Origin of the sequence: Rubripirellula obstinata (assembly GCF_001642955.1) — a bacterium.
GTDB classification, from domain to species: Bacteria; Planctomycetota; Planctomycetia; order Pirellulales; family Pirellulaceae; genus Rubripirellula; species Rubripirellula obstinata.
In genome coordinates, this window is sequence record NZ_LWSK01000001.1 from 71,301 (window position 1) to 97,026 (window position 25,726).

General features: G+C 53.3%; 17 protein-coding genes and 2 pseudogenes. 6 read left to right on the forward strand and 13 right to left on the reverse strand.

From position 1 onward, the window contains the following. Positions 1 to 18: 18 nt before the first annotated feature. On the reverse strand, positions 19 to 1,275 hold the full coding sequence (gene lhgO / locus RC85_RS00395; RefSeq protein WP_068257992.1) for an L-2-hydroxyglutarate oxidase: 1,257 nt from the start codon (positions 1,273 to 1,275) through the stop codon (positions 19 to 21). 147 nt (positions 1,276 to 1,422) lie between these two features. Between lhgO and RC85_RS00400 the strand changes: the two genes are divergently transcribed. After that, positions 1,423 to 2,679: an HD-GYP domain-containing protein gene (locus RC85_RS00400; protein WP_068257891.1), complete on the forward strand. Its 1,257-nt coding sequence runs from the start codon at positions 1,423 to 1,425 to the stop codon at positions 2,677 to 2,679. A gap of 123 nt (positions 2,680 to 2,802) precedes the next feature. Here the strand turns inward: RC85_RS00400 and RC85_RS00405 are convergent, their stop codons facing one another. The 6 genes from RC85_RS00405 to RC85_RS00430 form a co-directional block, all read right to left on the reverse strand. After that, entirely contained in the window at positions 2,803 to 3,525 is a 723-nt protein-coding gene (locus RC85_RS00405) for a hypothetical protein (protein ID WP_149752613.1), read from the reverse strand. Between the two features lie 115 nt (positions 3,526 to 3,640). Then, on the reverse strand, positions 3,641 to 4,924 hold the full coding sequence (locus tag RC85_RS00410; protein WP_068257893.1) for a 6-phosphofructokinase: 1,284 nt from the start codon (positions 4,922 to 4,924) through the stop codon (positions 3,641 to 3,643). Positions 4,925 to 5,213: 289 nt separating this feature from the next. Continuing rightward, complete coding sequence (locus RC85_RS00415; RefSeq protein ID WP_068257894.1) at positions 5,214 to 6,629, reverse strand: oxidoreductase; 1,416 nt, start codon at positions 6,627 to 6,629, stop codon at positions 5,214 to 5,216. Between the two features lie 205 nt (positions 6,630 to 6,834). Beyond that, positions 6,835 to 7,815 carry an MBL fold metallo-hydrolase gene (locus tag RC85_RS00420; protein WP_084422241.1) on the reverse strand — a complete coding sequence of 327 codons (981 nt, stop codon included), beginning with the start codon at positions 7,813 to 7,815 and terminating at the stop codon, positions 6,835 to 6,837. A 625-nt stretch (positions 7,816 to 8,440) separates the two neighbouring features. Then, positions 8,441 to 9,085, reverse strand: coding sequence for a hypothetical protein (locus tag RC85_RS00425; RefSeq protein WP_068257895.1), 645 nt, complete (start codon positions 9,083 to 9,085; stop codon positions 8,441 to 8,443). Then, on the reverse strand, positions 9,082 to 10,512 hold the full coding sequence (locus RC85_RS00430; RefSeq protein ID WP_235033181.1) for a hypothetical protein: 1,431 nt from the start codon (positions 10,510 to 10,512) through the stop codon (positions 9,082 to 9,084). The genes RC85_RS00425 and RC85_RS00430 overlap by 4 nt, the downstream gene beginning before the upstream one ends. 566 nt (positions 10,513 to 11,078) lie before the next feature. Here RC85_RS00430 and RC85_RS00435 point away from each other — a divergent pair. Continuing rightward, positions 11,079 to 12,170 (forward strand): DUF1570 domain-containing protein, encoded by a 1,092-nt coding sequence (locus RC85_RS00435; RefSeq protein WP_084422215.1) that lies wholly within the window; start codon positions 11,079 to 11,081, stop codon positions 12,168 to 12,170. A 108-nt stretch (positions 12,171 to 12,278) separates the two neighbouring features. Here the strand turns inward: RC85_RS00435 and RC85_RS00440 are convergent, their stop codons facing one another. Continuing rightward, positions 12,279 to 13,004, reverse strand: coding sequence for a PEP-CTERM sorting domain-containing protein (locus RC85_RS00440; protein WP_068257897.1), 726 nt, complete (start codon positions 13,002 to 13,004; stop codon positions 12,279 to 12,281). Between the two features lie 304 nt (positions 13,005 to 13,308). Next, positions 13,309 to 15,075: a dockerin type I domain-containing protein gene (locus tag RC85_RS00445; RefSeq protein WP_068257898.1), complete on the reverse strand. Its 1,767-nt coding sequence runs from the start codon at positions 15,073 to 15,075 to the stop codon at positions 13,309 to 13,311. Between the two features lie 458 nt (positions 15,076 to 15,533). Between RC85_RS00445 and RC85_RS00450 the strand changes: the two are divergent. Beyond that, positions 15,534 to 16,055 (forward strand): annotated as a pseudogene (locus tag RC85_RS00450) (transposase); the annotation flags it as partial. A gap of 49 nt (positions 16,056 to 16,104) precedes the next feature. Here the strand turns inward: RC85_RS00450 and RC85_RS00455 are convergent. Next, positions 16,105 to 18,258: a recombinase family protein gene (locus tag RC85_RS00455; protein ID WP_068257899.1), complete on the reverse strand. Its 2,154-nt coding sequence runs from the start codon at positions 18,256 to 18,258 to the stop codon at positions 16,105 to 16,107. A gap of 310 nt (positions 18,259 to 18,568) precedes the next feature. On the opposite strand from RC85_RS00455, the pseudogene RC85_RS00465 reads away from it, so the two are divergent. The 3 genes and pseudogenes from RC85_RS00465 to RC85_RS00475 form a co-directional block, all read left to right on the forward strand. Next, positions 18,569 to 19,264: pseudogene (locus RC85_RS00465) on the forward strand (hypothetical protein); the annotation flags it as partial. A 336-nt stretch (positions 19,265 to 19,600) separates the two neighbouring features. Further along, positions 19,601 to 19,852 carry a hypothetical protein gene (locus RC85_RS00470; protein ID WP_149752611.1) on the forward strand — a complete coding sequence of 84 codons (252 nt, stop codon included), beginning with the start codon at positions 19,601 to 19,603 and terminating at the stop codon, positions 19,850 to 19,852. Further along, complete coding sequence (locus RC85_RS00475) at positions 19,839 to 20,411, forward strand: nucleotidyl transferase AbiEii/AbiGii toxin family protein (RefSeq protein WP_068257902.1); 573 nt, start codon at positions 19,839 to 19,841, stop codon at positions 20,409 to 20,411. Before RC85_RS00470 ends, RC85_RS00475 begins: the two co-directional genes overlap by 14 nt. Before the next feature lie 55 nt (positions 20,412 to 20,466). On the opposite strand, the gene RC85_RS00480 is transcribed toward RC85_RS00475, so the two are convergent. From RC85_RS00480 to RC85_RS00490, 3 genes are all read right to left on the reverse strand, one after another. Next, on the reverse strand, positions 20,467 to 23,589 hold the full coding sequence (locus RC85_RS00480; protein WP_068257903.1) for a hypothetical protein: 3,123 nt from the start codon (positions 23,587 to 23,589) through the stop codon (positions 20,467 to 20,469). After that, entirely contained in the window at positions 23,586 to 24,134 is a 549-nt protein-coding gene (locus RC85_RS00485) for a KdsC family phosphatase (RefSeq protein WP_068257904.1), read from the reverse strand. Before RC85_RS00485 ends, RC85_RS00480 begins: the two co-directional genes overlap by 4 nt. 212 nt (positions 24,135 to 24,346) lie before the next feature. After that, positions 24,347 to 25,438 (reverse strand): KpsF/GutQ family sugar-phosphate isomerase, encoded by a 1,092-nt coding sequence (locus RC85_RS00490; RefSeq protein WP_084422218.1) that lies wholly within the window; start codon positions 25,436 to 25,438, stop codon positions 24,347 to 24,349. Between the last annotated feature and the right edge of the window lie 288 nt (positions 25,439 to 25,726).

The following is a 25,726-nucleotide window of genomic DNA, read 5'->3' on the forward strand; positions in this document are numbered from 1 at the left end:
TTTAACGTAAACTGAAACCTACCAACCTTCTTGTTCGGCAAATCGATCGACGATCGTTTCGGCAATCGCCAGCGACGCGGTTGCGGCGGGCGATGGTGCGCTTAAGACGTGAATCGCGCCCGGCGTTTGTTTGAACAGGAAATCGTCGATCAGGTTTCCGTCTGCGTCGATCGCTTGAGCACGCACGCCTGCTCGCCCTGGTTTCAAGTCGCGACCGCGAATTTCTGGGATCAGCTTTTGTAACGCTTTGACGAAGGCTCGCTTGGAAAGAGAACGGTGGATTTCGCCAAGCCCCTTTCGCCAATGCTTTTTGGCAAGTGACTGGAACCCCGGATAGCTCAACGATTCCAGCGTGTCGCGAAGGTTGATGTCGGTCCATCGATAGCCGGATCGCGACAACGCAAACACCGCGTTCGGACCGCATTCGACGCCGCCATCGATCATGCGAGTGAAATGGACGCCGAGGAAAGGGAACGATGGATCGGGTACTGGATAGATCAAGTTCCGACAAAGACCTTTCGCCTGATCGGTCAGTTCGTAGTACTCGCCGCGGAACGGCACGATGCGGATGCTGTTTGCTTCGCCGCTGGCATCGGCAATGCATTGCCGGTAAATGCGATCGCTGTGGAGTCCGCCACAGTTGATCAGGTGGCGACACTGGATTGAGTCGCCTTTGTTTGAAACTAAACGAAGCGTGTTGCCAGTTCGCGTGATTTCAGAAACTTCAAATTGCATTCGGACGGTTGTCCCGTCGGCTTTGATCAGTTCGGCCAAGTGCCGACAAACCTGGGCGTAATTTACGATCCCAGTTTCGGGAACATGAAGCGCCGAAATCCCGGCAGCGGATGGTTCCAATTCTCGAAGCGCGACCGAGTCAATCTGTTCAAAGCTGACGCCGTTTTCACGTCCTCGCTGAGCGATCTTGTCAAGCTGATCCAGTTCCCCAGGCGTGGTTGCCACAATCACTTTGCCACACCGATCCCACGGGATTTGATGCTGCTGACAGAAGGTTTCCATCAGCGTTTTTCCGCGACGGCACAGAGCTGCTTTCTGGGAACCAGGTTTGTAGTAGATGCCTGAATGCAAAACGCCCGAGTTATGGCCGCTTTGATGCCGTGCAACCTCTTTCTCTGCTTCTAGGAGCGCGATTTGAGCATCGGGAAAACGGTCCTGCAGGGTGCGAGCCGTTGCAAGTCCGACAATCCCACCTCCAATGACACCGATATCGACGACGCCGAGTTCTGCTTTGACGGATTGTTCGGATTGGATGGACATAACGAGTGCGATTTGAGCACCTCGGCGGCCATCAAACCACCCGTGAAAGTTCGCAAAATCAGCGTAGTCGATCGTTGTCCCCATTGTGGCGGTGTACGCATCCACAATTCCACGTTGACGCTACCTGAGTTGACATAGGCTTGCGATATGGCAGGAAAACTCATCTCCATTTCGATTGACGACATTTCTGTAGGCGTGTCCTGCAGCCGTCCGATCGTAGATGAATCCGAAGTCTTGCTGGTCGGTGCGAATACGCGGATCAGTGAGCATGTGATCAACGGTTTGCGAGACCGCGGCATCACGACGATCGAAGTTGATCCACGCGACGCTGCCTTATTGAAAGGCGGGAATCGTAAGAAGCCAAAACCGAAGACTGATAGTCGTCAGACCAAGGCGGCGATGTTTAGTCGGCCGTTGAAGGACATGATGGTGGATCGGTTCGACGAAGACCTGAACCCCGAAAACACAAAGGTTCTTGAATCGAATCTGGCGAAAGCTTCCCAGCAGATTGATTTGGTTCGGAACCAGTTGTGTACACAATCGCTCCGCAGCGTTTCATCTCTTGTCAGTCTTTCGGATCAATACGTTCACAGCTTGGTTGATGATCAAGACCACGCGGTCGGAATGTTGGGGCAATCGCTAGAGGACGAAGAATTGTCTCGCCGCAGCACTCGTTTGTCGGTGCTGGGAATGGCGGTCGCTGCCGAGGTCGGGTTGAGTGGTCAGAAAACTGCTGAGTGTGGCCTGACCGGATTGCTGCATGATGTTGGGTTGATGGTAATGGATCGATCCTTGCGACAGCCCTATGACTGGATGAGCGATGAAGAACGCTGGGAATATAAGAAGCATCCGCTGGTGGCCGCTGCTTGCGTCGAAAGCATGATGGAAGTTCCGCATAGCGTTTCGCTGGCGATCACTCAGTTGCACGAGCAGTTTGACGGATCGGGATTCCCACGCGGTTTGCACAAATGTCGAATCCATCAGTACGCAAGAATCTTGAACGTGGTTGACAGCTACCTGCTGTTAACGTCACGCACTCGCCATCGTCCGGCGCTGGTGCCCCATGACGCGCTCGCGTTTTTGTTGCACCAAGCAGCCAAAGGAATGTTTGATCCAGAAGTGATTCGAGCTTTCTTGAAAGTCGAATCGTTGTTTCCACTGGGCAGTCAAGTCGAGCTGAGTAACGGAGAAGCCGCTACCGTGATCCGCCGCCCGCGAAACGGATTCAGCTTGCCGGTCGTCACTGATAGCGATGGCAAGCGAATCGAATTGGAAAACGCGGATGTCAAAATCGTGCGACCGATCGTCGAGGACGATTCGTCGGCGGTCCGAATGACTCAAGAGCTGATGAAAGAAATTGAGTGGACGCCGCTGACGCCTGTCTTCGCAGAAGCGACAGCGTGATAGGTTCGCAATCCCGTAGGCCGGAACAAGCTCCGCGCTGTTCCGGCAATTGAGTCGTAGGTTATCGGATTGCCGGAACTGCGCGGAGCTTGTTCCGGCCTACTTGGTGGCCTACTTGTACGTCTATTCAGCCGCGGGGCGTTTGGGGCGATCGCCACCAGGCGTGCCGGCAACCTTGGCTTCGCCCTTTCGTCCGCCTCTCTGGCCCATCTTTGACATCGCCGATTGCATTTCTTCGAGCGAGACTGCGCCGTCTTGGTCGGTGTCAACGCGGTCGAGGCGGCCTTGCATACGTTCAGGAATTTCGTCGCCCGACAGTTTGCCGTCTCCATCGCTGTCACGATTGTCAAAGAACTTTGACATCATCGCTGGATCACGTTGGCCAGCACCTTTTCCGGCTGCGTTGCCTTCGCCGCGTTTCCCTTTGCCCGCTTTTCCTTCGCCACGTTTCCCCTTGCCACGCATGCCGTCTGCTGGACGGTCGCCTTGCCGGTTTCCACGTCGCTTCATGTCGCCGTTTCCAGCATCTTGACGTCCCATGCCGCGACCGGCTGGCATCAATTCGCGAACGGAAAGCGATCCATCGCCATCTTTATCGAGACTCTTTAGCGATGCCGTTGCATTTTCGATTTCTTGGGCACTGATGGTCCCATCCGAGTCCGCATCAAGAGCAGCAAAGAGTGGCGCTGCCATCCGTTGCGGTCCCCGTTCACCGCCCGGACCTCGACGTTCAGGGCGATCCGGCCGTTCAGGGCGATCTTCCGGTGGTGCCGCGGACACGGTCGAAGCGATCAAGCTGGCCGCAAATAAAGAGACGAGGCTGGTTCGGGAAAGCATGTGACGCATGGTGGGCTCCAACGTGCGAAGGGTGTTCTTGGAAATAGAATCGGAAACGTTGTTCCGATACTCATTCAACCTCGCCCTTCGCGCTAGGTTCCGAAAAAACTTTCAGAATGCCCAATCAACTATCGACGCAGGTTTCCAGGAACCGAGCCAGGCGATGAAAGTCACAATTGGGCTGGATAAACCGAACCTTGGTCACCAATGTCTTCGGATCCACCAGCTCTTCAAACGGGACGTAGTGCAAATCGAGTTGTCCCGAAACGGAAACCATTACGCCGTTTAGTCTTTCTTCCACCAATGCTCGGTAAGCCCCAACACCAAGCTGCGAACCCAGCATCACGTCGTAGGCATGCGGCGGCGCACAACGGGCTTCGTAACCCATTTGCAAACCATTGACCTTGCGAGTCTTGCCTGTTCGCTCGTTGTAGCGATCGGCAAGCAATCGCGACATGATCGCGCACAAATTGATCGTTGCGATGTTGATGTGTCCGTGATCGTCTCGCGTGACGCCTTCCAGATATTTCGTTGGCAAGTATTCCGCCATCCCTTCGGCAACCACGATCGTTCCGTATTCGCGTCCTTCACGTTCGCGGGCCAGCATCATATCGACCATGCGATCGATCACGCGGTCCATCGCCATCACCTTTCGTGTTTCGCCCGTTTCAGCGTTGATGACTTCTTCGTCAGCAAGCGAACCGGCAACGTCTTCGACACTTAGGACCATTGAAGCTTCGCCCGCGATCGCAGCACCATAAGCGAGCCATCCGGCGCTTCGCCCCATCGCTTCGCACAAGAAATAAGCACGCCCCGCGGCAGCGTCATAGTTGAGATTGCGGATTTCTTCAGCCAGCGTTTCGACGGCGGTAAAGAATCCAAACGTAAAGTCGATTCCCGAGTAATCGTTGTCGATCGTTTTGGGCAGGTGAACGATTGGGAACTTGCGTGAACCGGCGGGCAGCAGATCTTGGAAAAGTTTTAATTTGTTCGCCGTCTTCAGCGTGTCATCGCCACCGATCGAAATCAGGGCATCGACTTCTAAACTGCACAGGCCTTCGTAAACCCGACGCAGCGGCGCGACCAGTTCGGGGTCTTCCAAATGCTCGGGTGCACTGACATGTTTTCCGGGGTTGGTGCGAGCCGTACCGATCAGGATCCCGCGACTGCAACGCATGTTGGTTAGCGTGTCTTGGGTGAACCGAATGTAGTCTTTGCCTTCGGTTAAAGGACCGGCTGCGGTGTACTCGGCCAAACGGCTGTACCCGTGCTTGATGCCGAATACCTGTGCACCTTCTTCGAGGAACGAAAACGCGGCAGTTGAAATCACCGCGTTGGCAGCCGGAGCTGGACCACCCGCAAAGAGAATGGCGACGCGTTTGATATCGCGTGGAGCGTTTTCAGGCATAGTTTTCGTTGGGGGATGTAAAAGGATTCTTAACCGTCACTGTGGCTAAGCATTTTAGCGCAAAAGCGACTCCAAGGGCAGGGGACACTTGCAACGCGGTAAAGAGATTTGATCCAGCAAAACCCTTATTTCGTTTAACCGCGTGGGCATCGCCCCGCGCGTTTTGGGGCCGCGTGTTTGGTTCAGTGTTTCGTTCAGCACGTTTCCTTCAGCACGACGCGCGGGGCGATGCCCACGCGGTTAAACGGTTTAGGATCGCTTCGCGGCGTTGGGACACGTTCGTGACGAGCTATTCCTTCGCTGCCTTCAATAATTCCCGTTCGGGCATCGCCTTGTAATATGGATCAAGCGGGTAGCAGCCGCTGATCATTCCCTTGCGAGGCGCGGTGGTGCAATCGCTGAATGTTCGGCAAACCTTTTTTCGCGTCATCGGCGTTCCCTCGATCACGTCCGCGGGCAGGTCCGGGTAAGACAAAACCATGCGGCCCAAGCCAACCGAATCCACCATGCCTTGGCGAACCACGGCCTGCGCGACGTTGGGCAACCAATCTTGCAAATACGTGTAACCAGACCCAACAAACGTCATGCCAGGATGGCGACGTTTCAAGTCGGCGGTCGCTTGAACTTGCCGAGCAACGCCGACCAATGGATCTTCCGGCGGTCCGTAGCCGTCGCTCGGCGGAAAGTAGGCTGGCCGTTGAATGTGAGGGTTGTAATAGGGGCTGCCGGCGGTGGTGCAAACCATTTCGATGCCAAGCTGCTCCATCAATTCCATCAGCATCGATGGCTCGTCAAAATTGATGCCCAAACCTTGCTCATCGCCGCCAAACGCCAATCTTGGGTCGCCGTCGTCAGGCACGCCAACCTTGTCTTCACCGCTGCGGTAAGGCAGGTAATCAAAAATGCTAACGCGCACGCCGATCTTCAAACCTGGTGCTTCGGCATGAATGCCCGAAACGATCTCACGCAAAAATCGTGTCCGATTTTCAAAGCTGCCGCCAAAACGTCCCGGCCGATCAACCGCAGACAAAAGTTCGTGCCCAAGGTATCCATGACAATGCTTGACATCGACGAAAGCGAAGCCAGCTTTTTGGGCCATCACCGACGCCGAAACAAAAGACTCGATCAAGTGCGATAAATCATCGTCAGTCAGCATCGATGAATCGTCGTTGATTCCCAGACGTTTGTCCAAGACCGGATTTCGCTGAGCCGTTTTGGGTTCGGGCTTCGTCTTGTCGTTAGGTTTTGCCCAGCGACCCGAATGCGTTAGTTGCAACCCAACCAGCAAGTCATCAGTCTTTCCAAACCGCTCCGCATGAGCTTCAAACAAATCGTCCTTCAACGATTCGATATCGCCGACGTTCTCTTTGTTCATCACCAACTGATTCGGATTCGCACGACCGTCGTGTTGCACCGCAACCGCCTCGCCGCCCCATATCCACTTGGCACCACTGATCCCAAAATTCCGCCATCTACGCCGCGTCAAATCCGTGGGCTTTCCATCGACGGTTCCATCCCAACCTTCCATCGGCAAAATGCAAAACCGATTTCCAACATCAAGTCCATCGACGCGAATCGGCGATGCCAAAGGCGACTGATCACCAGCAAACATTTCAGCATCGCTGGGAAGGTCGATTTCAAGTTGCGTCAAACGATCGACAAACGCTTCGTGCGACTTAAAGCTGGCAACGCGAGGATAAGCCATTTAGGGATACTTTCAAATTTGTTCGGGTGTTTTCTTGGGCGAGCATGATGATATCAAATTTCGGCTCTAACGTTTTGCAGAAGTCTAGAAGCCTTTCAAGCCAAGCCGCAGGAATGCATGCGAAAACTATCCTGACGGAGCATCGCTTCAATACAAATAAGTAGAAGATCCTTCCTGGCCCAGACCGATGCTGACGGTCCAACGCCTACAACTCGAAGCGTTCATTTTCGACGGCGAGATGGTGTCCAGCTTGGCGGACTGTTTTGGCGGCATCGCTTTTCGGATCGAGAACTGGATTGGTGTGGTTGAAATGCAAGAAACGCACTTTGGATCGTTGGTCATCCGGCAGGCTACTGAAACGCTTGATACTGTTTTCGATGAAAGGGTGCGGGATTGTTGACATGTCGCGGCCCGGTAATTCGCCGTTGCCGAAGAACGTCCCATCCAAATAAGCCACGTCGCACGATCGCAGAACGTCTTCGATTTTCATTTCCCATCGTTCCCATTTGTCGATGTCGGGAAGAAAGATCGCTGTTCGATTGGGGCCTTCGATGCGAAAGCCGACCGTCTCTGAATACTCGTCACGATGCGGAACAAGAATCGGCGTGACGCGGACTCGTTCGCTGATCCTTTCGGGTCTGGATTCGAGGAGTTCGTGAATCTTGATATTGTTTGCCGAAACCAATTGGCTCCATGGACCGTTTGATTCAAGAAAGTGCTTCATTCGTGGCATCGCAAAAACCGATATCGCGCCGGCCCCGATGACTTCACGGCCCAGGTGCATCAATCCGGTGTAATGCCCAATGTGTGCATGGGTCAGGAAAACCCCATCGATACCAAGACCACGTTTGGGCGGAACGATCGCGTCAAGTTGATGGAACTGTTCGCGAAAGTCCGGCGTGCATTCGATCAACCATCGCTGGCTGCTGATGGGATCCACAATCGCCAGGCACGATGCATGTCGTCGCAGACTCGGTTCATTCCACGCTTTTGCGCAGCACGGCTTGCGACAACCGGCCTGCGGGTAACCCGCATCTTGTGCAATGCCAAGCACGATAACGAACGGCGATTCGGCGGCAGTTACTGGCGACTGAGCAAACGCAGTGCAATGGCAGGAAACGGCGAACACTACAAAACCGACGAGATTCACCATCTGCACAACGGTTCGATTGAATTGTTCAGTCATTGTCTGTCCAGTTTGCAAACGCATGTTTCAATTTAATTGATTCATTGTGATATTGCATTCATCTGTTGTGCTACCCAGAGATCGCAATAATTAGAAATCAACTAGAAATAGGTGCTGGCGCGTTACCCGGCTTGTCGCTTTGTCCCAGCCACTGCCGGCCCTGATGAAAATCATTGCAACGCAGCATGTAGGCCGTAGCGAGCCAAAGCGAGTTACGGCAATGTGCGCACCGCCGTAACTCGCCATGGCTCGCTACGGCCTACTTTCTTAGAAACTGGTTATGCTCCGCCAGCATGTAGGCCGTAGCGAGCCAAAGCGAGTTACGGCAATTCGCGCCCCGCCGTAACTCGCTATGGCTCGCTACGGCCTACTTTCTTAGAAACTGGTTATGCTCCGCCAGCATGTATGCCGTAGCGAGCCAAAGCGAGTTACGGCAATCTGCGCACCGCCGTAACTCGCCATGGCTCGCTACGGCCTACTTTCTTAGAAACTGGTTATGCTCCGCCAGCATGTAGGCCGTAGCGAGCCAAAGCGAGTTACGGCAATCTGCGCACCGCCGTAACTCGCTATGGCTCGCTACGGCCTACTTTCAAGGGGCGTGACAAGTTGACAACGAAAGCCGACTCTACTTTGACGGCACGACCTGAACATCCACCGGCGGACGTAGCGCTGGGATAAACCACTGAACCTTCACATCGGCTTGCGTTGCGACTAACGCGTCAAACAGTGCGTTGGTTGCATCGCGTCGCAGTTTCGCCTGGTCAGTCAACTCGTCAAACGTTGGATCGCCAGCACTCACATTCTGGTCATAGAAACGACGCAAGTTCTTCTCGGTCAGCCGAGTTTTGACGTAGAGATTCCATGCGGCTTCCCACGCCCAGCTTCGCAAAAGCGATTCCTGATTCGCGGACTGTTTCGACGCTATTTCGCCGGCGCTGGATCCGATTCGTTCCAGCTCCTTTGTTTTTTCGGTAACGTATCGGTCAACTGCGGTTTCCACCACGCTGCCACCTTTTTGGCGCAGCGCTCGTAGTGCCAGATGTCGGCGAACCAGCACGACCGCTGCCGCACGTTGGACATCGATCGGTAACTCGTCAATTGATCTTCCTCGCGCCATTGGCCGAAGGATCAAATTCAGCTCACCCAAAAAAACTGGCTTGCCATCGACCGCCGCCACGGGATCGTCCGGACCAAATTTCTCTTCCGCAATCGCGGTTGAGATCGAAAGAAGTGCGCAAGCAGTGGCAAAGAATCTTGAAACAAAGATCATGGCATTGGGATGTCTTGAATCACGAAGGAAACCTCGTTTTGGATTACCGCGGTCGGCGACTTGTAGATCAACGTTGATTCACCAACCGTGTCGCCCAGATCAAACAGATAACCGATGCCTACGCCTGAACTCGTTTGACGATAGGTTTCATAACCAAGGTGATCGGCACGAGAACCATCTTTACGTAAGACATGCACCGCGTTCTCAAAGATCCATTGTCGATGACTTTCCAACGACCGGTCCGCGTTCTTCAATTCCACGCCGACACGAATTTCATGAAGCGGTCCGTTCTTGCGAACCGCCTCGACCGTCACCGTCATTGCATCGATCGTCTTCGACGCAGCGGTTTCTGACAATGCAAGCTCGAACGTTTGTCGCTTACCAGGCAACATTGCACGCACCACACCTGACAGAGACTTGATTGTTTTGGGTTGGTCGGCTGGCAACTGCATTGGCAAATAGAATTCGCTCATCGCCAGATCGCTGTTGGTGGCCACGTCAATTTTGTCGCTAGTGGTTTGCGGTTTCAAACGCGATGAATCACTCAGCCTGCCGGACAATTGAGGAACGGGAATGATCAAGCCAATCGGTGTTGTCGTGGGTTGCCAAGAAATTTTCACGGCCACGTTTAAACCGCTTAGATCGGGTTGGTTCAGATTTCGGCGAGCTGTCACCGCAGTCGGCTCGATTCGATAGACGCCTGCGTAAGCCGCCGAGTCCACTCGCGAAGGCCTGCCTTTGGCGCGAGCGATTAATTTCAACGTGTTTTCATCGCCGCCGTAAAAGTTGATATCCAATTTTGCCGCGTCTAAGACGAAATCAAGAGCGTGCCAGAACGGAAGTGGTGTGGGAATCGGTGACACGGCGATCGATTCATCAGCGTCGTGTTCAAACTCGACACCGCTATCACGACTGATCGCTTCGAGAGCTTCACCGAGGTTTGAAATTTTCCCCAATCGAATTTGGCTAAATTCCAACTTCGATTCATTCTTGGTTCGGATCTTTGTCAGCTTTTCACGGATACGATCGAGTCGTTCCACGGTCTCGATGGAAAGCCGATCGCCCGATTCCGGAAGCCACTTTAAGACGTCTGGCCCCGCCTCAATCAGCTTCTTTTCGGATTCCGTCCGACGTGCGCGACTGGATGCATTCAAGCCATCAACCCAATCCAAAACATCAGCCTTCTTGATTTCGCGGTCCGCTTCAGGGGCCGCGACTTCTTGTGACCAAACTGGACTGATTAACAGCCCCCACGCAAAGGCTGTCAAAAACAAACCGGCTTTGCACCGCAATTCACCTCTCCCGCTTGCGGGACAGGTCGAGCCTAAGCGAGCGAGAGGGTTGCGATCGATTGCGTTCCCTCCGCCCGCTGCGCGGCGCAGGAGATATCCCGCGATCAGCAAAATCTTGTTGGGTTTTATAGTCATTTTCGTCACCATCGCTCCAATCCGAACCACGCCTGCACAACGACCGTGGTCATTCTTGCCCGGTCACTTATCGAGTTCCAGCGTTCCCTGATTCTAACCTACCGTTGCAATAGCCGTATGCGTAGAGACACGTGGCCAAAGTCGCTAGCAGACTTTTGTTCTCGTGTGTCTCGTGCGCGTAAGAAAACGTCCGGCTTAGAAACGCCATGAATGCTTCGCAAAACCAGCCCTGGAGCGGTGACAGCCCTTTGCCGGGTGCGTCACGGCTTATCGATTCAATGATAGTCGCCTTTCGCTCCGCGAAAGTTGCGTCCACAAACGCTGCTTTTGCGGAGCAAAAGGCGACTATCAATTTGGATTTACTATTCAATCGACAAGCGGGTCAGTACCCGGCACCGAGCTTTCGTCTTTCCAGGACTAACAGAGCTTGGCCCGGTCGGCATGCTCAGGTTCTAAACCGGACATTCTCGTAAGTGGCCGGGCTTCTCGTTATGCCAATCAGTAGTTGAACTCGACCAGCCAAAACTCCTTACAACCGACGCTACAAAAGAAACCATCTGCTTACCATGACAAATCTAAACCTCACCCGCGTTTGTCTGCTTTGCGCCTGCATTCTAGCCTGTAATTCGGCCAACACCGCACCCGCGGTAGGCCCGCCTGGAATGGTGGAGTTCTTTGCGTCGGGCAAAACACGTCAGGGCCTGAAACTACTCGATGTAACCGGAGAAATGATTGTCCTGGGACGCGACGGTTGGATGCACTCGTTCAACCCCGCTGACAAGAAGTACCAAGTTCGAACGATTGAAGACGAGTACTCGCCGATCGAGGTTTCGCAAATGCGAACTGAACTGGGCGGCGAGTTTGGCAACCAATTTGAAATCAAGTCAACCAAAAACTTCTTGCTCGTTCAGCCCAAGGGGCGTGGCAACAAATGGTCCAACCTGTTTGAACAATCGCATCGAGCGTTCACCAGTTACATGACCCGCCGTGGCGTCAACGTTCGGCAAGGGAATTTCCCGATGGTCGCGGTCGTCATGCCCGACGAAGCCGCGATGTACCGCGAATTCAAACGCATTGGCATTCAGATGAACCGTGTCGCCGGTGTGTATGCGGGACAGAGCAACCGCGTGATCACTCATGACGGCGGTCGGCAAGACTTCATCGCCGCGACCGTGCGTCACGAAGCCGCTCATCAATCGGCATTCAACAGCGGCGTTCACAGCCGATTAACCGACACGCCCAAGTGGATCAGCGAAGGCATCGGCCAAATGTTTGAAACCGCCGGCATGACCAACGCAGCGACAGGGGCATCGCGAGAAGAGCGGATCAATCGAGACAGCCTGACCTTCATCAAGCGAACCTACAAAGGCCGCAGCGACACCGATTTCAGCGCGGACGTCATGGAACTACTCTCGGGCGACACCATGTTCGACAACCCACGAACAGTCTCGAAAGCCTACGCAGTCGCCTGGGCAATGATGTTCTACCTAGGCGAACGCGAACCCAAACACTTCGCCCAGCTCCTCAACAAAACCGCCACCCGCCCCCCCTTCCGAAACTACCCCCGAAAAGACCGCATCAACGACGTCGAAAGAATCCTAGGCTGCGACACGTTTGAATTCAGCAAACGAGTCAGTTGGTACGTTCATGGGTTGTAGGGAACGTGACATGCACCGCGTGCAGATATAAGAGATCCAAGGTCTACTGACAAAAATGCAACCGTAAGATTTCGTCAATCACCCACCCCGACCTGGAGCGCCTTAGGGTCAAAGAGAGTTCCTGCGTCTGCGACGCAGCGCGATCAAACCAGAGCCCAAGAACACTACGGCGAGCGAAGAAGGTTCAGGTATCACATTAATGGTACCGCCTGACAAGACGAAATCGCTACGGCGTCCTGTAGTACCCGCCAGATTCCCAGGAGAGTCAGCCGTCAGGAAATCAAATGCCTCTGGATTAATAATTGAAATCGCCAAAGGACCTCCGGTGAAAGCATCGTCGACTGAGAGCGAAAAAGTGAAGATCGAACCAGACGCGCCATCAGTCAGAAGGTTAGATACAGAGCCAGCAGCAATTGGGCGCAGACCGTCGTCTGTAAAGTTGTTGTTCAATGTCGCGAAGGTGGCTAGCGGTTCGAGAGGGGCGATTGGCGTCTGGAGGAACGCTTGCTCCCGAGGGGCTCCTAGTGGCGGCGCGAAGATCAAAGCATCGGGACCACGGTTCAGAAATTCGTCGAAAACCAAATCAAGGCTGTAAGAAGTCAAGCCGGTGTCACCGGGAGTTTGTCCGGGCCTATCCAACATTGTGTTACGTAACTCCATGAAAACGGATGCAATGATATTCTGGCCAGGCACCGCGTCAATCGTGTCCTGAACCCCATCTTCATTGGGATTTAAGTCGATCGACAAAAAGATGTCAGCAAGGGCAGGCGATTGACTGGTGAGAATCAGAAAGGCTAGAAGAGTTGTCGCTAATGTTGTGGATCGATTTAACATAATCTTAGATAACCAGGCAAAGTTGATTCGGAAGTGTGGGGCCCGCAATTGCGTTTACGTTCTGACTGCGCTGCGATGTCACAAGAAAACAGTGTAACTGACGGAATAGACAAGACAAAAGCATTCGCAACAAATTGGGCACTTTTTCATTAAATTCACTTGCGAGCCGAAGACTTGAATGCTGTAAAGGATTAAGGACATCAGGCTCGCTGTTATTTGATCGCTTTTTGATCAAACAAGTACCCACTTCAAGTAGTCTTTTTTGTCCTCGAAAACCCTTCTGAATTAACCTAACGTTGGATTTTCATGCGACGCTCCCCCCTCCGAAGTGGAGGGCAAAAGAGTTTTCTCGCAGATCTTCCCTATCAAGTTTCCAGCTTGCCATTACTAGATCCACCACAAGTTTGCTGTTCGATTGCTTTTTCAACATCTCTACCCCTACTCTTTCGGGTGTCATTATGGAGAACTTCGCCAGTCTTTGGGTTTCATAGTCGGGCCCACCAAATTCAATCAAAAGAGATTCATCTTTAATAAGATCGGCAAACGCGACCGACGCTGGTTCCAATTTGTCAACTTGGAAGAGGTTTGGATTCGCTTGAAGTTGGGTTGGAGCGATTTCCGCTTCTAAGGTTCTAGTACTTCCAACTGCAGCATTTTGGATCTCGTTGATTACCAGCAGTGCGTCTAATGCAGTAATTTCACCATTTCGATTTACATCCAAAAATTGGCCAAGCGGAATCATTGAAGCTTGGGAGCTTAGGAAATTAACAATTTGCAATGCGTCAATCGCCGTAACTCTTCCGTCACCGTTGGTATCGCTTGGCTGTAAAAAATTGACGGAACCACCGAACGAGAACTCAGTATTCACTTGAGAAACCGTAATCGCGTAGTTCTGATCGATTTCGCTCGAAGGAAAGATTACCGCGTAAGAAATGCCTTCGGACAATAGCCCGGAGGTAATAACGCCGTTGGATGAGCTAACGAGTTTGCCTTGCTGATCCACGATCAACACCGGACTCGTAATGACTTGTGAGCCACTGGCTCGAATTGTCAGTTGAGTGGCAGCGTCAACTTCGAATATCACAGCCGATGGTAGAGGTTGGACAGGAGGACTTGAAGAGACCAAAAACGGTCCAACAATCTGTTGTGGAACCAAGATTGTGGAGGTCAAATCGACTGAATCGTCGTTTTGAATCAAAGCAGTAGCGACTGAGGAAATGATCGCGACATCGCCGTCAACGCTAGACAGTTTCACTTGAAATATCTCATCCGGTTCGAAATCTAGATCACTACGCACTTCAATGAAAAAAGACTGGATGGTGTCCCCATCGGCGAAAACAACTTGCCCGTTGGGTAGGATGCCGCCGACGAAATCCTCCGGAGATACAGTAAGTGGACCGACGGGTTCGACCACATAGTTCACTACCGCCTCACCAGACGTCACGACATCTCGTGTCACATCGAATTGAAACTGTGTGCCGCCCATATCGCCTTCAAGCAAGCTTGAGGTAGCAGCAAATAAATTCAGGTTTGGAACATCATTTGTTTCAATAACTCGAATTGTCAAATCACCAAAATCAGTGATGCTAAGTGAACCACCATCGGTCGCGATCACATCGGTAATTTGATTGTTAGGGTCAGAGACCCGATTTGCAGTTAAGAGATGATCACCTGCGTCAGTGGGAACCATCACAGTAAACGTACCAAGCAGGATTGCCGGTGGGGCCCCACGATCGTTGAACGAGCCACCGACGACATAAAAATCACCGGACGATGGATCAAAGATATCGTCGGTCAGGTCATTGAAATTGCCACCGCGTCGGTAGTTGCTCAGTTGCAGGCTTGCATCTGAATTCGATAAATTCGCTTGAAATCCAAGTACCAAGCGTTCTGTTTCTATCAGCTCCAAAGTCACGTCGAAAGTTTGTCCAGGGCTGACCAAAACGATGCGCTCACCATCCTCATCGATAGTCGGAAGACTATCCACCGGCTCAAACTTCAAAGCTGCCAAAAGACGCCGGTGTTCAAGGCTTTCAACGGAAAGCCGGCGTCTAATAGTGCTGGTTTTCATAAATAAGGCTCGTCAAACTGACGTATATTCCAAAAGCTCTCGAAAAGATGACAATGGTGACTCACAACGCTTTTCTATTCGCTTCTGCCGTGCTGTGCTGCACACCCATTTTACATAACGATTGAATCGGCAAGAAAGAACCTAGTCAAATCAGGAAACTCCTGCAGTATTTAGCGGATCTCCACCAAATAACCGGTTTAGGATACAGTGATTTGTGTTCACCCATCAGAGGTTTTTCTTACGGCCCAAACGGATCCACCTAACGTAAAGAGCAGCTGGCCGGGAGCCAGTTTGCTTTCGGTAGATACAGCTGCGAGCCCCAGCCCGAAAGACATTCCGTTCGCCAAACTACCGAAACTGACCCGGTTTCAATAATATGGTGCCACCCACCAACTGTTGACATTTGGGTAGGCGAGTCGTATATTCTTGGCTTACTTGGTTCTTAATGGGGGTGAATTGTGCCGCGACCTGCTCGGAATGAACAATTTGACGCGTCGGAAGTTTGCATCGTCCATGTTGTCCAACGCTGCGTGCGTCGGGCGTTTCTTGCTGGCTTGGATCAGGCGACTGGTCGGGACTACTCCTATAGAAAGGAGTGGATTCGCCGGCGGATGGAAGCACTTGCGTCCGTTTTTGCAGTCGATGTTCTGTCTTATGCGGTGATGAGCAATCACCTTCACCAAATTCTGCGCACTCGACCTGATGTGGTCGCAGAATGGAGTGACGAAGAGCTTGCGATTCGTTGGTTGCGCGTATTTCCCGGTCGTAGGCTTGAGGAACACTTGGCCGAACCGACCGAGAACGATGTCAAAACGCTGTGTCAGGATCAGGATCGTTTGGCTGAGATTCGCAGGCGAATCTCGGATATTTCCTGGTTCATGCGGGCTCTAGCGGAACCGATCGCTCGGATGGCAAATCGCCAGGATGAATGCACAGGTCGGTTTTGGAATCGTCCGATGCCATGCGTCAAAACTCTCGATTGGATGAAGCGAAGCACTGCGTTGGACTGTGCTATCGCGGGCTAGGTTTCTACGGGGTTTTTCGGTCATTTCTTGTTGGCGTCCGTAAAGATTCTGTTGGCCCCATGCACCCTTTTCGGCTTTGGCTGACTGATAACTGACGTAACCGCGTCAACTCTACGGCGTCCGCCCAAAACACCCACACGCGACCAAACGGGCGTTGGTCTGCAAGAACCCACCCACGGCGCACCCAATCCTTGAGCTTCTTCGTGGTGACGCCGATCGCTGTTGCCAAATCGATGGTCAGCCATTGATGTTCCGAAAGTATTGGAGTCGTTAGTTGTTGATGACTGGCCGGATCATCGTTGAGCAACTTACCAATCATCGAGGCGGAGATCGGCTTGTTGTGGCGAGGCGAACGATAGCCCTCTTCTGCAAGTATCGACGCAACTGCTGGCGAACGATTTCCATCAAGCACAAGCTGAAGCATTCGGTCCATCAGTTCACGGTAGTTGTCTAGCTGCGGATAGACGGTGACAGTTCGCATGATCTCGTGTACGCTTTCGTAACCGCCTCGCCATTGCAATCGAACATCGACGCGTTGCGTGTTGCCTTGAACTGCGACGTTCACCTGTTTCAATAGCAAGCGAGCGACTTCCTTGCGATCAACCACTCCTAAGTGCCGCTGCCATAGCGTCACTACATCGCCAGCACATTGTTCAATGGCTTCTCGCTGCGCGTCGTCGATCTCTGTCGACACCTGAGACAGAAGTTCGTTCAACTGTTGCTGAGCATCTTGTTGTGCAACAAGCGCCTGCTCCCAGCTTTCTTCTAAGCTCGCCGCGACTAAGCGATTGGCCGGATCAACATGGCGGTAACCTCGCTCGGCGACTTCAACCGCATAGCAAGCTTGTTGCACGCGATCGGTATAGATCCGCTGCATCTGAATCCGACGTGTCTCCTCGTCCTGGATCACTTGTAAGCTGAGTTCTATTCCCGCTGGCGACAATGCCTCAAGAAGCTTATCGCTGATCAGTGCATCTAAAATTTCACAGCGAATCGAGCTGTTGCACGGAGTAGCGCCTGCGACGGTGCTGTGGCGAGCGCATCGGTACACCGGAGATGAATTTGAAGGGTAGCTGACTGCCAAACGGCGACCACATTTTTCGCAGTACACGATTCCACTTAGCAACGCCACTCCTGTGCGTGCTGGCCCCATGCGATCGGGGCGAGAGTCGTTTTCTCGCAGGCGTTGTTGATTGTCGCAGAACTGCTGCCATGTGATGTAGGCGGGGTGTCGATCGATCAACAGCACTTTCCATTGTTCGGGAAGAAGGTGCTTTTTCGTCGCTTTTGACGGCATTTTCGTGCCATATCGCTTGGTGCGTCCATAACCGTACGCGCCCGCATAAAGCGGGTGCTTCAGTAATCCATAGACGGTCGTCTTGGCAGCAAGACGCCACTGGATATCACCGGAGACTCCGCCGCGTCGCTGACGAAACGGAAGACGGATATTGTGTTCGGCCAAGTACTGAAACAGGGCGTGCGAAGATCCGGTGATTTCGAATTGGTCAAAGAACAACTGCATCACTCGGCGAGCGGACTGGTCCGGATCAAGCTGCGGAGAACCTTGCGCATCGAGTACATAGCCAACCGGGACGTCATGGAACAGTTCGCCACGCTGCGCTTTGCTTAGCCGACCTCGCTCCAGTCGAACCTTCATCGTGTGCAACTCCATCTCGCTGATAATTCCCTTGAGTCCCAAGACGAGTCGATCATTTGGGTCGTGCGGATCAAAGACTCCATCTTCATCAGCGATCAATGTATTGAAAATTGCGCAGACTTCGAATAGATCGCTCCAGTCTTTCGAGTTGCGAGCCAAGCGACTCATCTCCAGTCCTGCGACCAGCCCAACCTTCTGATCGGTGATAAGCTTCAAAAGTCGCCGAAAGCCTTCACGATCGGCGTTGCCGCTGCCGCTTAGACCAAGGTCGTCATCAATAACAATTACACTATCCTGAGGCCAACCCAATGCAACAACACGATCCTTCATCGCGTACTGCCGCGCAGTCGATTCTTGGTGCTCCCTGAGTTGCGCCGAAGTGGATTGACGAACGTACACAGCCGCCAAAAAACCCAAGTGCCGATCGGTAACCTTGGGGTGGAATAACCCCGTAGGCTTCGCGACGCGAACGGCCTCGCCAGCGATTGCAATTTCATTCATCGCTTACCTCCTTGCCGCGAGGTGTTTTGACAATTGCGTTTGCCGCCGCCTGTGACATGATTCTCAGAATCTGTCGCTTGGTCTTTGGATCGATCGCTTGATCCCAAATGCGATCCAGAGGAACCGTTTTCGCTATCGGTGTTGACCGTCGGCGCGGGGGGGGACAATGGCGGGGTTTCCGTCAGGACGCATGGGACACCTTCCATGATTTGTTGTTGATACCGCTCCACCCAGAAAACGAGCGATTGAAGTGCGGAAAGATCAATTATCCCGATTTGCTTACGTCGGCCAATGTCGATTTCCATCGCATTGTGAAGGTCGGTTTTGGGAAGGGCGTTTTAAGGCTCAGCGAATCGTGGACGAAGCTGGCTTGTTGGCGTGCAGCATGTACGTGGACCTAAACCCTGTTCGGGCAGCAATGGCTGGCAGTCCTGACGATTCGATCCACACGTCAGCGTATGATCGCATCGAAGCGGAGAAAGGAAAGCAGATTCCTTCGGCGGCGTTTGACCTGAAGGCGATTCCGGCGAAAGAAGCTGGTCGGAAGATTCGCGAGACTTCGGTGGAAGAATTGAAACAAGAACGCAAGGAGGCTCGCAAGAACCCAACCGGTCGAAAGGTTCGTCGCGATGGTTGGCTTGCGCCCCTGTCGATGACGCACGGCACCTTGGAATCTGACCCCGAGGTTCATCAAGATGGTTTTCGTGGCAGTGACAAGGGTTTTCTGAATATCGACTGGAAGGACTACAAGCGATTGCTTCGCTGGACGGCTCGCCAGGGGGTTGAAGGAGTGACGTCTAAGGTCCCATCAGCGATGGCCAAAACCCTACAGGAACTTGGGATTGATGCATTGATGTGGCGAGACTTGGTTTGGAATTGGCAGAAGTATTTCGGCAAGTCATCATGCGTCGGCCGTCCAGAATCAATGAAGGCGGACGCCGAGCGAATCGGTCACCATCATCACCGCGGGCAAGCAAGTGTCGCAGAGTGTTTCGCGATCACATGATCTTTTCGTCAGCATGATTGGCGGCAGCATGATTGGCGGCAGCATGATTCAAAGCTGGGTGAAAGAAAACACCAGCGTATTCTTTCAATCTTCCGCGCAACCGCTTCTTCGCATAAAGTTGACCAGCGGTTGCGAGAGGTACACAGCAAACTCGATCCGATAAACCCTAGCAGTCCCCAGGAACGACCAAAACGTCACCGCGTAGCAATCTCTCTCTGATCGCTTGTTATGGTAAAGTAGGGATTGGCATGACAGTCTTCGCACCTTCATTGGTTTGGTCATAAAATGAACAGCAACGCGGATTTTCGATACCAACGCCCTAACGCATCAATCGCCGTGTCTACTGTTTCGTCGCCAATCGAACTTGCGTATCAAAATCGACTTGATTCAATGGCTCCTGCGGAGCGTCTTGCTCGTTCGGCAGCTATGTTTCAATGGACTCGCGATCAAATTGCTCGGCAACTCACGAAGGAGTTCGGCGAAATGAGTGATGAATTGCTAAAGTGGAAAGTTGCTTTGAGGCTGTACGGGAATGAACCTCAAGTGCGTAAAATGATTGAGGATAAATTAGCTGATGTTTCCGGTTGAAATTTTTCAAACGACGTTAGCAAAATTGACAGTCATCCTTCGAGAGCTCGGCATCCCGTTTCACCTAACAGGTGGGCTGACTGGCACCGTTTACGGCGAGCCTCGAATGACGCAAGATATCGATGTGGTCATCGGTCCCGAGCAGTCGCGTCGTCAGCTAGATGCATTCGTAAAGTGCATCTCAGAATCGGATTTTATGTTTGATGAAACTTCAATGCGACGCGCTGTTAAATCTGGTGGATTGTTTCAACTGCTCGATCAAGAAGAATGCCTGAAGCTTGATATTTATCCGCGAGAAATGATTCCCGGTGAATTGGGGCGTAGCGAAATGCTTGAGATTTTTGCTGGCGAAGTCTTGCCGGTTGTGTCTCGCACTGATGCCGCCGCATCCAAATTAGTTTGGATTAGCAAGGGAAGCCACAAAAGTCGCCGAGACCTGAAGGCAATCTTCCGAACTTGCAGTGATGAACAAAAACTGTCGATCCGGAAACAAGCTGAAGCATTTGATCTGGCCGAGTTGCTAAATGAAGTGCTTGCCGAGTCTTACGAAATTGAATGACTGATCTATCTGCCAACTGTTGATTCGTCACCTGGGGCCAATCGTTGCACCTTTCTTAACGATAACTGCCTGGTTTTGGTCTGGATAGGTTCGCGGGCGTGGCCATGTTGACGCTTTCCATTTCCATGGATTCGATCATCATTGTTGATGGTCTTACGACGGCGGATTTGACGGCCATGTTGATTCTTAGTTGGCCGGCGGGGGTGAATTGCTTGATGACGGCCGGGCGGTTGGGGGTTCCGTACAGCGTGAATAGGTCTTTGGACGCTGCGTAGGATGCTCGGTTGGCCGTGGTTTCTAACAGGCCTCGCTCGCTTCTTGTTCGCAGGATGATTCCCGATATCGCCTGGACCTGCCACGGCATTGGGGCACCTGGTCGGCCGTAGGATGTGGGTGCGGCGGGCTCCATTGCAAGTTGTAGTTGTTCGCAATCCATGGTCGATTCGCCGATCGCCAACGTGTTCATTTCGGCGGCACTGAAGGCGTCGTCCCAATGGCTGACTGGCTTGATGCCAATCCGTACGCCGCGTCCGAACGTCAATCGACGGTTCTGCATGTCGGCTTCCATTGCGTTGTTGAACGTTAAATGAATTCCGGTAAGAGGTCGGTCGGCGTCGTCAATCATCGTCGCGGTGGCGTCGGATCGCAGCGGTCCGCTGGTGGTCGGTTTGCGTGATGGCATCCAACCGCGATACCAGCCGGGGCCGCTGCCGATCAGGGTTCCCGATTGGGGTGCCGTGACATCAGCCTGGCCGGGCAACATTGTCAGCTCAGCAGCTTGGATCAAGTGCTTTGCTTCCAGCGCCCCGTCGGCGGCTCGCTGCATGGCTTTGACCAGAACGGGGCGAGCGTCGGATTGCTGAATCGCGATCGATTGAATCTCTGCATTCTTCAGCGAGACAAAGTCGCTCAATGAAACACCGTCCGCGAGGTTCACCTTCAGACGGTCTCCTTTGATGTTGAAATCCCATTGCTCGCGAGCCCGGATCATGGTCGCTGTGATATCGACGCCGTCGGACAACAGGATCGATTTTCCGTCGAAGGTCATCTCGCCCTGCCAGCGGCAGTACGGCGGCCGTGACCAGCGGATATCGTTGGCGGTATTTTCCGCCTGCGTTGGGTCGCTGTTGGCCATGCCGGTTGGCAAGACCTGAGTCGGGATTTGGAATTCGCCTGATTCGGGAATCCAGATCATGTTTTCGGTTGGGCGAACTTGAATGGTTCGTCCAATGAAAAAACCGTCGCCTATGTCAAACCGTGCTGGCTGTTCAGGGCTGCTGGTTAGTTCCAAAACATCGTCGCCTGCACCATCGAGCAAACGAAGTCGGTCGGCGGACAACCGCACCGGCATCATCGCGTCGGCGGTCGCTAGTGAGTGGTCGACTTGTACGTTCCCTTCAACTCGCAGGCTCTTTGCACTCAGCCCTGCGGTGTTGCGACGCAAAACTGCTTGAATCGAATCGCCACGCATGACCGGTCTCGCCCGAGCGGCAGGAACTTCCATCGCGCCGCCAGATTGTGAATCAGCTTGTGACATTGATTCGGGTGTGGGCTGCGAAACCCATTGCCGCAGCGGCGACGGTTTGGCTTCTTCGCGTCCGAGTGTTTTCTGAACCGGATCCGCTTCGCTGACGAACAGCAACCGCAGGAAATCCGTCTTTGCAATGATCGCTGACGTATCAACCTCGACGTTTCCGGTAACGTTGAACTCGCTAGGAACCAACGTTGTTTCTGCCTGGCCACTGCTGTTCAAGTTAACCGCACCCGGCGCAGGCTGAACTTTCTCTGGCGTTAAAATCGCGTGCAGCGAATCAGCTTTGAACGTTCCTCCGTCGACAAACTCGGCCTCGAAATCACCCTCGACGTTGATGTCAATGTCCACATCTAAGTTGTCGATCGTTGGCATGCCACGCGGACGCACTTGCAGGCTGTTGTTCCAATGAGCCTGTTTGACGGCGATCTTTGGATCATCAATTTTGACGACTCCGGCACCCAATACGCTAAGCGTGCCGATGGATTGCGGGCGAGTCGGATCGAAGTCGTAATCAAGTCCTGCCAAACCAGCCCAGATCGGTCCGCGACTAAGCCAAATGCCTTTCTGGCCCGACGCACGGACTTTGCCGGCCCGCGAATCCAGCATGATTTCGTCGGCGGTAATGGAAGTGTCAAAGCTTGGCAGCACTGCCATCGCCGGACGATTCTCTTCCGATTTGCCAACGGCGATCAACTTGTTGACCCAGTCCAGTGGACCGCTGCGAACGAGTGACTGATTGGCCGGATCGTTGAGCCAAAGCTGTAAGCGGTCGCAATCAAAACGATCGACCAGACCGGTCGAAGATTGATGCACCAGCGACACGGAATCGCTTAGTTTCAGGTGATCGAGTGCAAAGTCGTATTCGATCCGGCCTTTGCATCCGATCGAAACGATGCCTTTGTCCGGGCTTGATGGATCGACTGATTGGGCTTGGCTAAGCGGAAGGGTAAGTTCGTCGAGGTAAAACAGTTCCATTCGATCCATGATTGAATGGGCATCGCCACCGCCTTTGGATGGATCGCGAGCGAAGTGGATCGTCAAGTCGCTGCCGACCAAGCGAGCTCCACCGACCTGCATTGTGATCGAATCGGTGGTCCAGATTTTTCGTTTATCGATACCGACGTTGGACGTTAGCAGGTCAATCGTGCGACCGGCTTCTTCGCTGTTACTTTTACCAGGCACGCCTTCCGACGCTTTGCGATACAAGTGAACCGGACCAATCATTCGCCCGCGTTCGATCGGCGGCGCACCGCCGCTCATCACGTCGAGCGAAGCACTGAATTTGATTTCGGCTCCCTGGTTGGCTTCCAAGATCAGCGGCTCAGACGATTTTTTGCTGGACATGCCGCGGCCCATCACCACGGCGACCGGCCAAAGTTTCCATTGATCGCTGGAGGTCTGTTCCCATTTTTCAAACAGCAACATTCCGTCGGCGGTTTGCAGAACCTTGCACGAACCACGCTGCCAACTGCCTTCGGGGAACAGATCCGTCAGCGACGCATCCATCCGCAGACTCTGCGCCGGTTTGATCGGGATCGATTCGGCCACGGGTGGCTGGATCAGCGGCACGAGCGTGTTTTGGTAAACGACGGCCAGGGCTGACAACAGGATCAGTGCGGAAAGGTATTGCGTCAGCCGTTTCATAAGGCGTCGAGATGCTCCTGCCAACGACCGGATTCTCGCAGTATCGATTCGACCAATTCGCGGATCACGCCGGTTCCACCGTCACGTTTCAGCACCCAATCGGCGGCCGCCATCACGTCCGACGCGGCATCCGCCGGTGCGACCGACAGGCCCACATGTTTCATCACTGCCAGGTCAGGCAAGTCGTCACCGATGTAGCAAACTTGATCGGGCGTCAGATTCCAATCGGCAATCGCGTTGGAGGCGGCCGACCATTTCTGCTCGAAACCCTGCATCACCGTTTCAATCCCAAGCTCATCAGCGCGGCGCTGAACAATGGGGCTGTTGCGAGCGGTCAGAATGCCAAACTGAAAACCGGTCTTCATCCACAACTTGATCGCGAGTCCGTCACGAGCATGGAATTGCTTGGTTTCAATTCCCGCGGAATCGTAAGTGATCCGTCCGTCCGTCATCACTCCGTCAACGTCCGACAAGATCGCTCGGATCGGAGCAACCTTGGATCGGAGGTGGTCGGAGACTGGTACAAGCGAAGGATTGAGATTCATGGCGTTATTGGTCGATTAAGTGAGTGAGCCGCGACGCGTAAGCGGCCGGGCATTCCACAGTGTTCGAGCTTTCTTTGACTAAAAATAAACTGATTCAGCACACAATTTTTTTGACAACAATTTTTTTGTCAAAACACTCGCATCATTCGCTCAACCTGCTGCGAGTCCAACGTAAATTTGACAGAAAAATTGTTGTCAAAAAAATTGAGAGTCTAGGTGGGAGTTTGTTTTTTTGGTGAAAACGGTACTGCCATCGGTTTGGCGAAATCTTCTTCGCGATAACCATCCGCCAATCCGATCACGTCCGTGATATCGACCAGCCCTACCGGTTTGCCGTCGGCATCGACCACTGGCAGTTCACTGATGCGACGTTTGGACATCATGGCGATCGCGTCCTGTAACAGCATGTCTGAATCGACGGTCGTTGGTGATGCGGTCATGCGATCGGCAATCGGACGGTCCAGCGCCGATTCATCTCGGGATTCCAGCAAGCGAGCCAGGTCACTGTCGGTGAAAATGCCGCACAAGTTTTTGTTGTCGTCCACCAACATGATCGCTCCGGTGCGACGACCGGTTTTGGTCTGCGACACCATGGCTTGTCGGATCGTCGTTTGCTGATCGGCGATTCGGCATTGAGCCAGCGGACGCATGATCTGGTGAACGTTGGCAAGCTTTTTTCCGAGGGCTCCGCCGGGATGAAATTTGGCGAAGTCTTGTGGTGTGAATTTTCGCAGACGGCTGGCCAGCATCGCGATCGCGTCGCCGACGGCCATCATGACGGTGGTGCTGGTGGTCGGTGCGAGTCCGTGGACGCAGGCTTCGTCGTGTTTTCCGATCGCGACGACGACGTCCGCGGCGGCGGCTAGCGGGTTATCGTCGCTGGCGGTGATTGCGATCAGTCCGGCGCTGTGACAACGCAGGTGAGAGGCGATTTGAACGACTTCTTCGCTGCGACCTGAATTGCTGAGTGCCCATACGACATCGTTGTCTCGCACGCGGCCCAGGTCGCCGTGAATAGCTTCGGTCGGATGCAGGAAATGGGCTGGCGAGCCGGTGCTGGCCAGGGTGGCGACAAGTTTCTGTCCAACCAAACCTGCTTTTCCAACGCCGGTGACGACAACGTTTCCTTGGCAGTTGGCGGTCATTTCCGCGGCCGTGACTGCTTGCGGCGACAGCGATTTACTGGTCGCGATCAACGCGTGGCCCTCATCCGCGACAATCTGACGAATCGCCGCCAAACGCTCAATCAGCGTCGCCGGAAACGGCAATTCGGTCGTCAATTTCGATGCAGCAGATGATGACACGTCGAGCGATCCTTGCTCTAGCGGGGTTGGCCTGAAATCGGTTCTGTCCTCTTTCTTCCTGGTTCGGATCCTACCTAGAAGCCAAAGTTGATATCAAGCCAGATCCAAAGCTGTGAAACTCGTTGGTCACAGGCAAGCTGATCGATTTGCTTGCCGCCACATCCCAAAACGCTTTCAAACGCGGCGTCATCGTGACAAAACTGTACACAAGTTCCCTAAAATGGCTCTGTACAGCCGAATCACGATTTGCCGCCTTGCCAAAAAACTTGGATTTCCGTATCTTCTCGA

Excerpts from the sequence above, each read along its gene's own strand:
- RC85_RS00400 (WP_068257891.1), top strand. The coding sequence starts at position 1,423 with ATGGCAGGAAAACTCATCTCCATTTCGATTGACGACATTTCTGTAGGC.
- RC85_RS00485 (WP_068257904.1), bottom strand. The coding sequence starts at position 24,134 with ATGAATCTCAATCCTTCGCTTGTACCAGTCTCCGACCACCTCCGATCC.
- RC85_RS00435 (WP_084422215.1), top strand. The coding sequence starts at position 11,079 with ATGACAAATCTAAACCTCACCCGCGTTTGTCTGCTTTGCGCCTGCATT.
- RC85_RS00410 (WP_068257893.1), bottom strand. The coding sequence starts at position 4,924 with ATGCCTGAAAACGCTCCACGCGATATCAAACGCGTCGCCATTCTCTTT.
- RC85_RS00425 (WP_068257895.1), bottom strand. The coding sequence starts at position 9,085 with ATGATCTTTGTTTCAAGATTCTTTGCCACTGCTTGCGCACTTCTTTCG.
- RC85_RS00440 (WP_068257897.1), bottom strand. The coding sequence starts at position 13,004 with ATGTTAAATCGATCCACAACATTAGCGACAACTCTTCTAGCCTTTCTG.
- RC85_RS00480 (WP_068257903.1), bottom strand. The coding sequence starts at position 23,589 with ATGAAACGGCTGACGCAATACCTTTCCGCACTGATCCTGTTGTCAGCC.
- RC85_RS00405 (WP_149752613.1), bottom strand. The coding sequence starts at position 3,525 with ATGCGTCACATGCTTTCCCGAACCAGCCTCGTCTCTTTATTTGCGGCC.
- RC85_RS00415 (WP_068257894.1), bottom strand. The coding sequence starts at position 6,629 with ATGGCTTATCCTCGCGTTGCCAGCTTTAAGTCGCACGAAGCGTTTGTC.
- RC85_RS00430 (WP_235033181.1), bottom strand. The coding sequence starts at position 10,512 with ATGACTATAAAACCCAACAAGATTTTGCTGATCGCGGGATATCTCCTG.
- RC85_RS00445 (WP_068257898.1), bottom strand. The coding sequence starts at position 15,075 with ATGAAAACCAGCACTATTAGACGCCGGCTTTCCGTTGAAAGCCTTGAA.
- lhgO (WP_068257992.1), bottom strand. The coding sequence starts at position 1,275 with ATGTCCATCCAATCCGAACAATCCGTCAAAGCAGAACTCGGCGTCGTC.
- RC85_RS00475 (WP_068257902.1), top strand. The coding sequence starts at position 19,839 with ATGTTTCCGGTTGAAATTTTTCAAACGACGTTAGCAAAATTGACAGTC.
- RC85_RS00455 (WP_068257899.1), bottom strand. The coding sequence starts at position 18,258 with ATGAATGAAATTGCAATCGCTGGCGAGGCCGTTCGCGTCGCGAAGCCT.
- RC85_RS00420 (WP_084422241.1), bottom strand. The coding sequence starts at position 7,815 with ATGACTGAACAATTCAATCGAACCGTTGTGCAGATGGTGAATCTCGTC.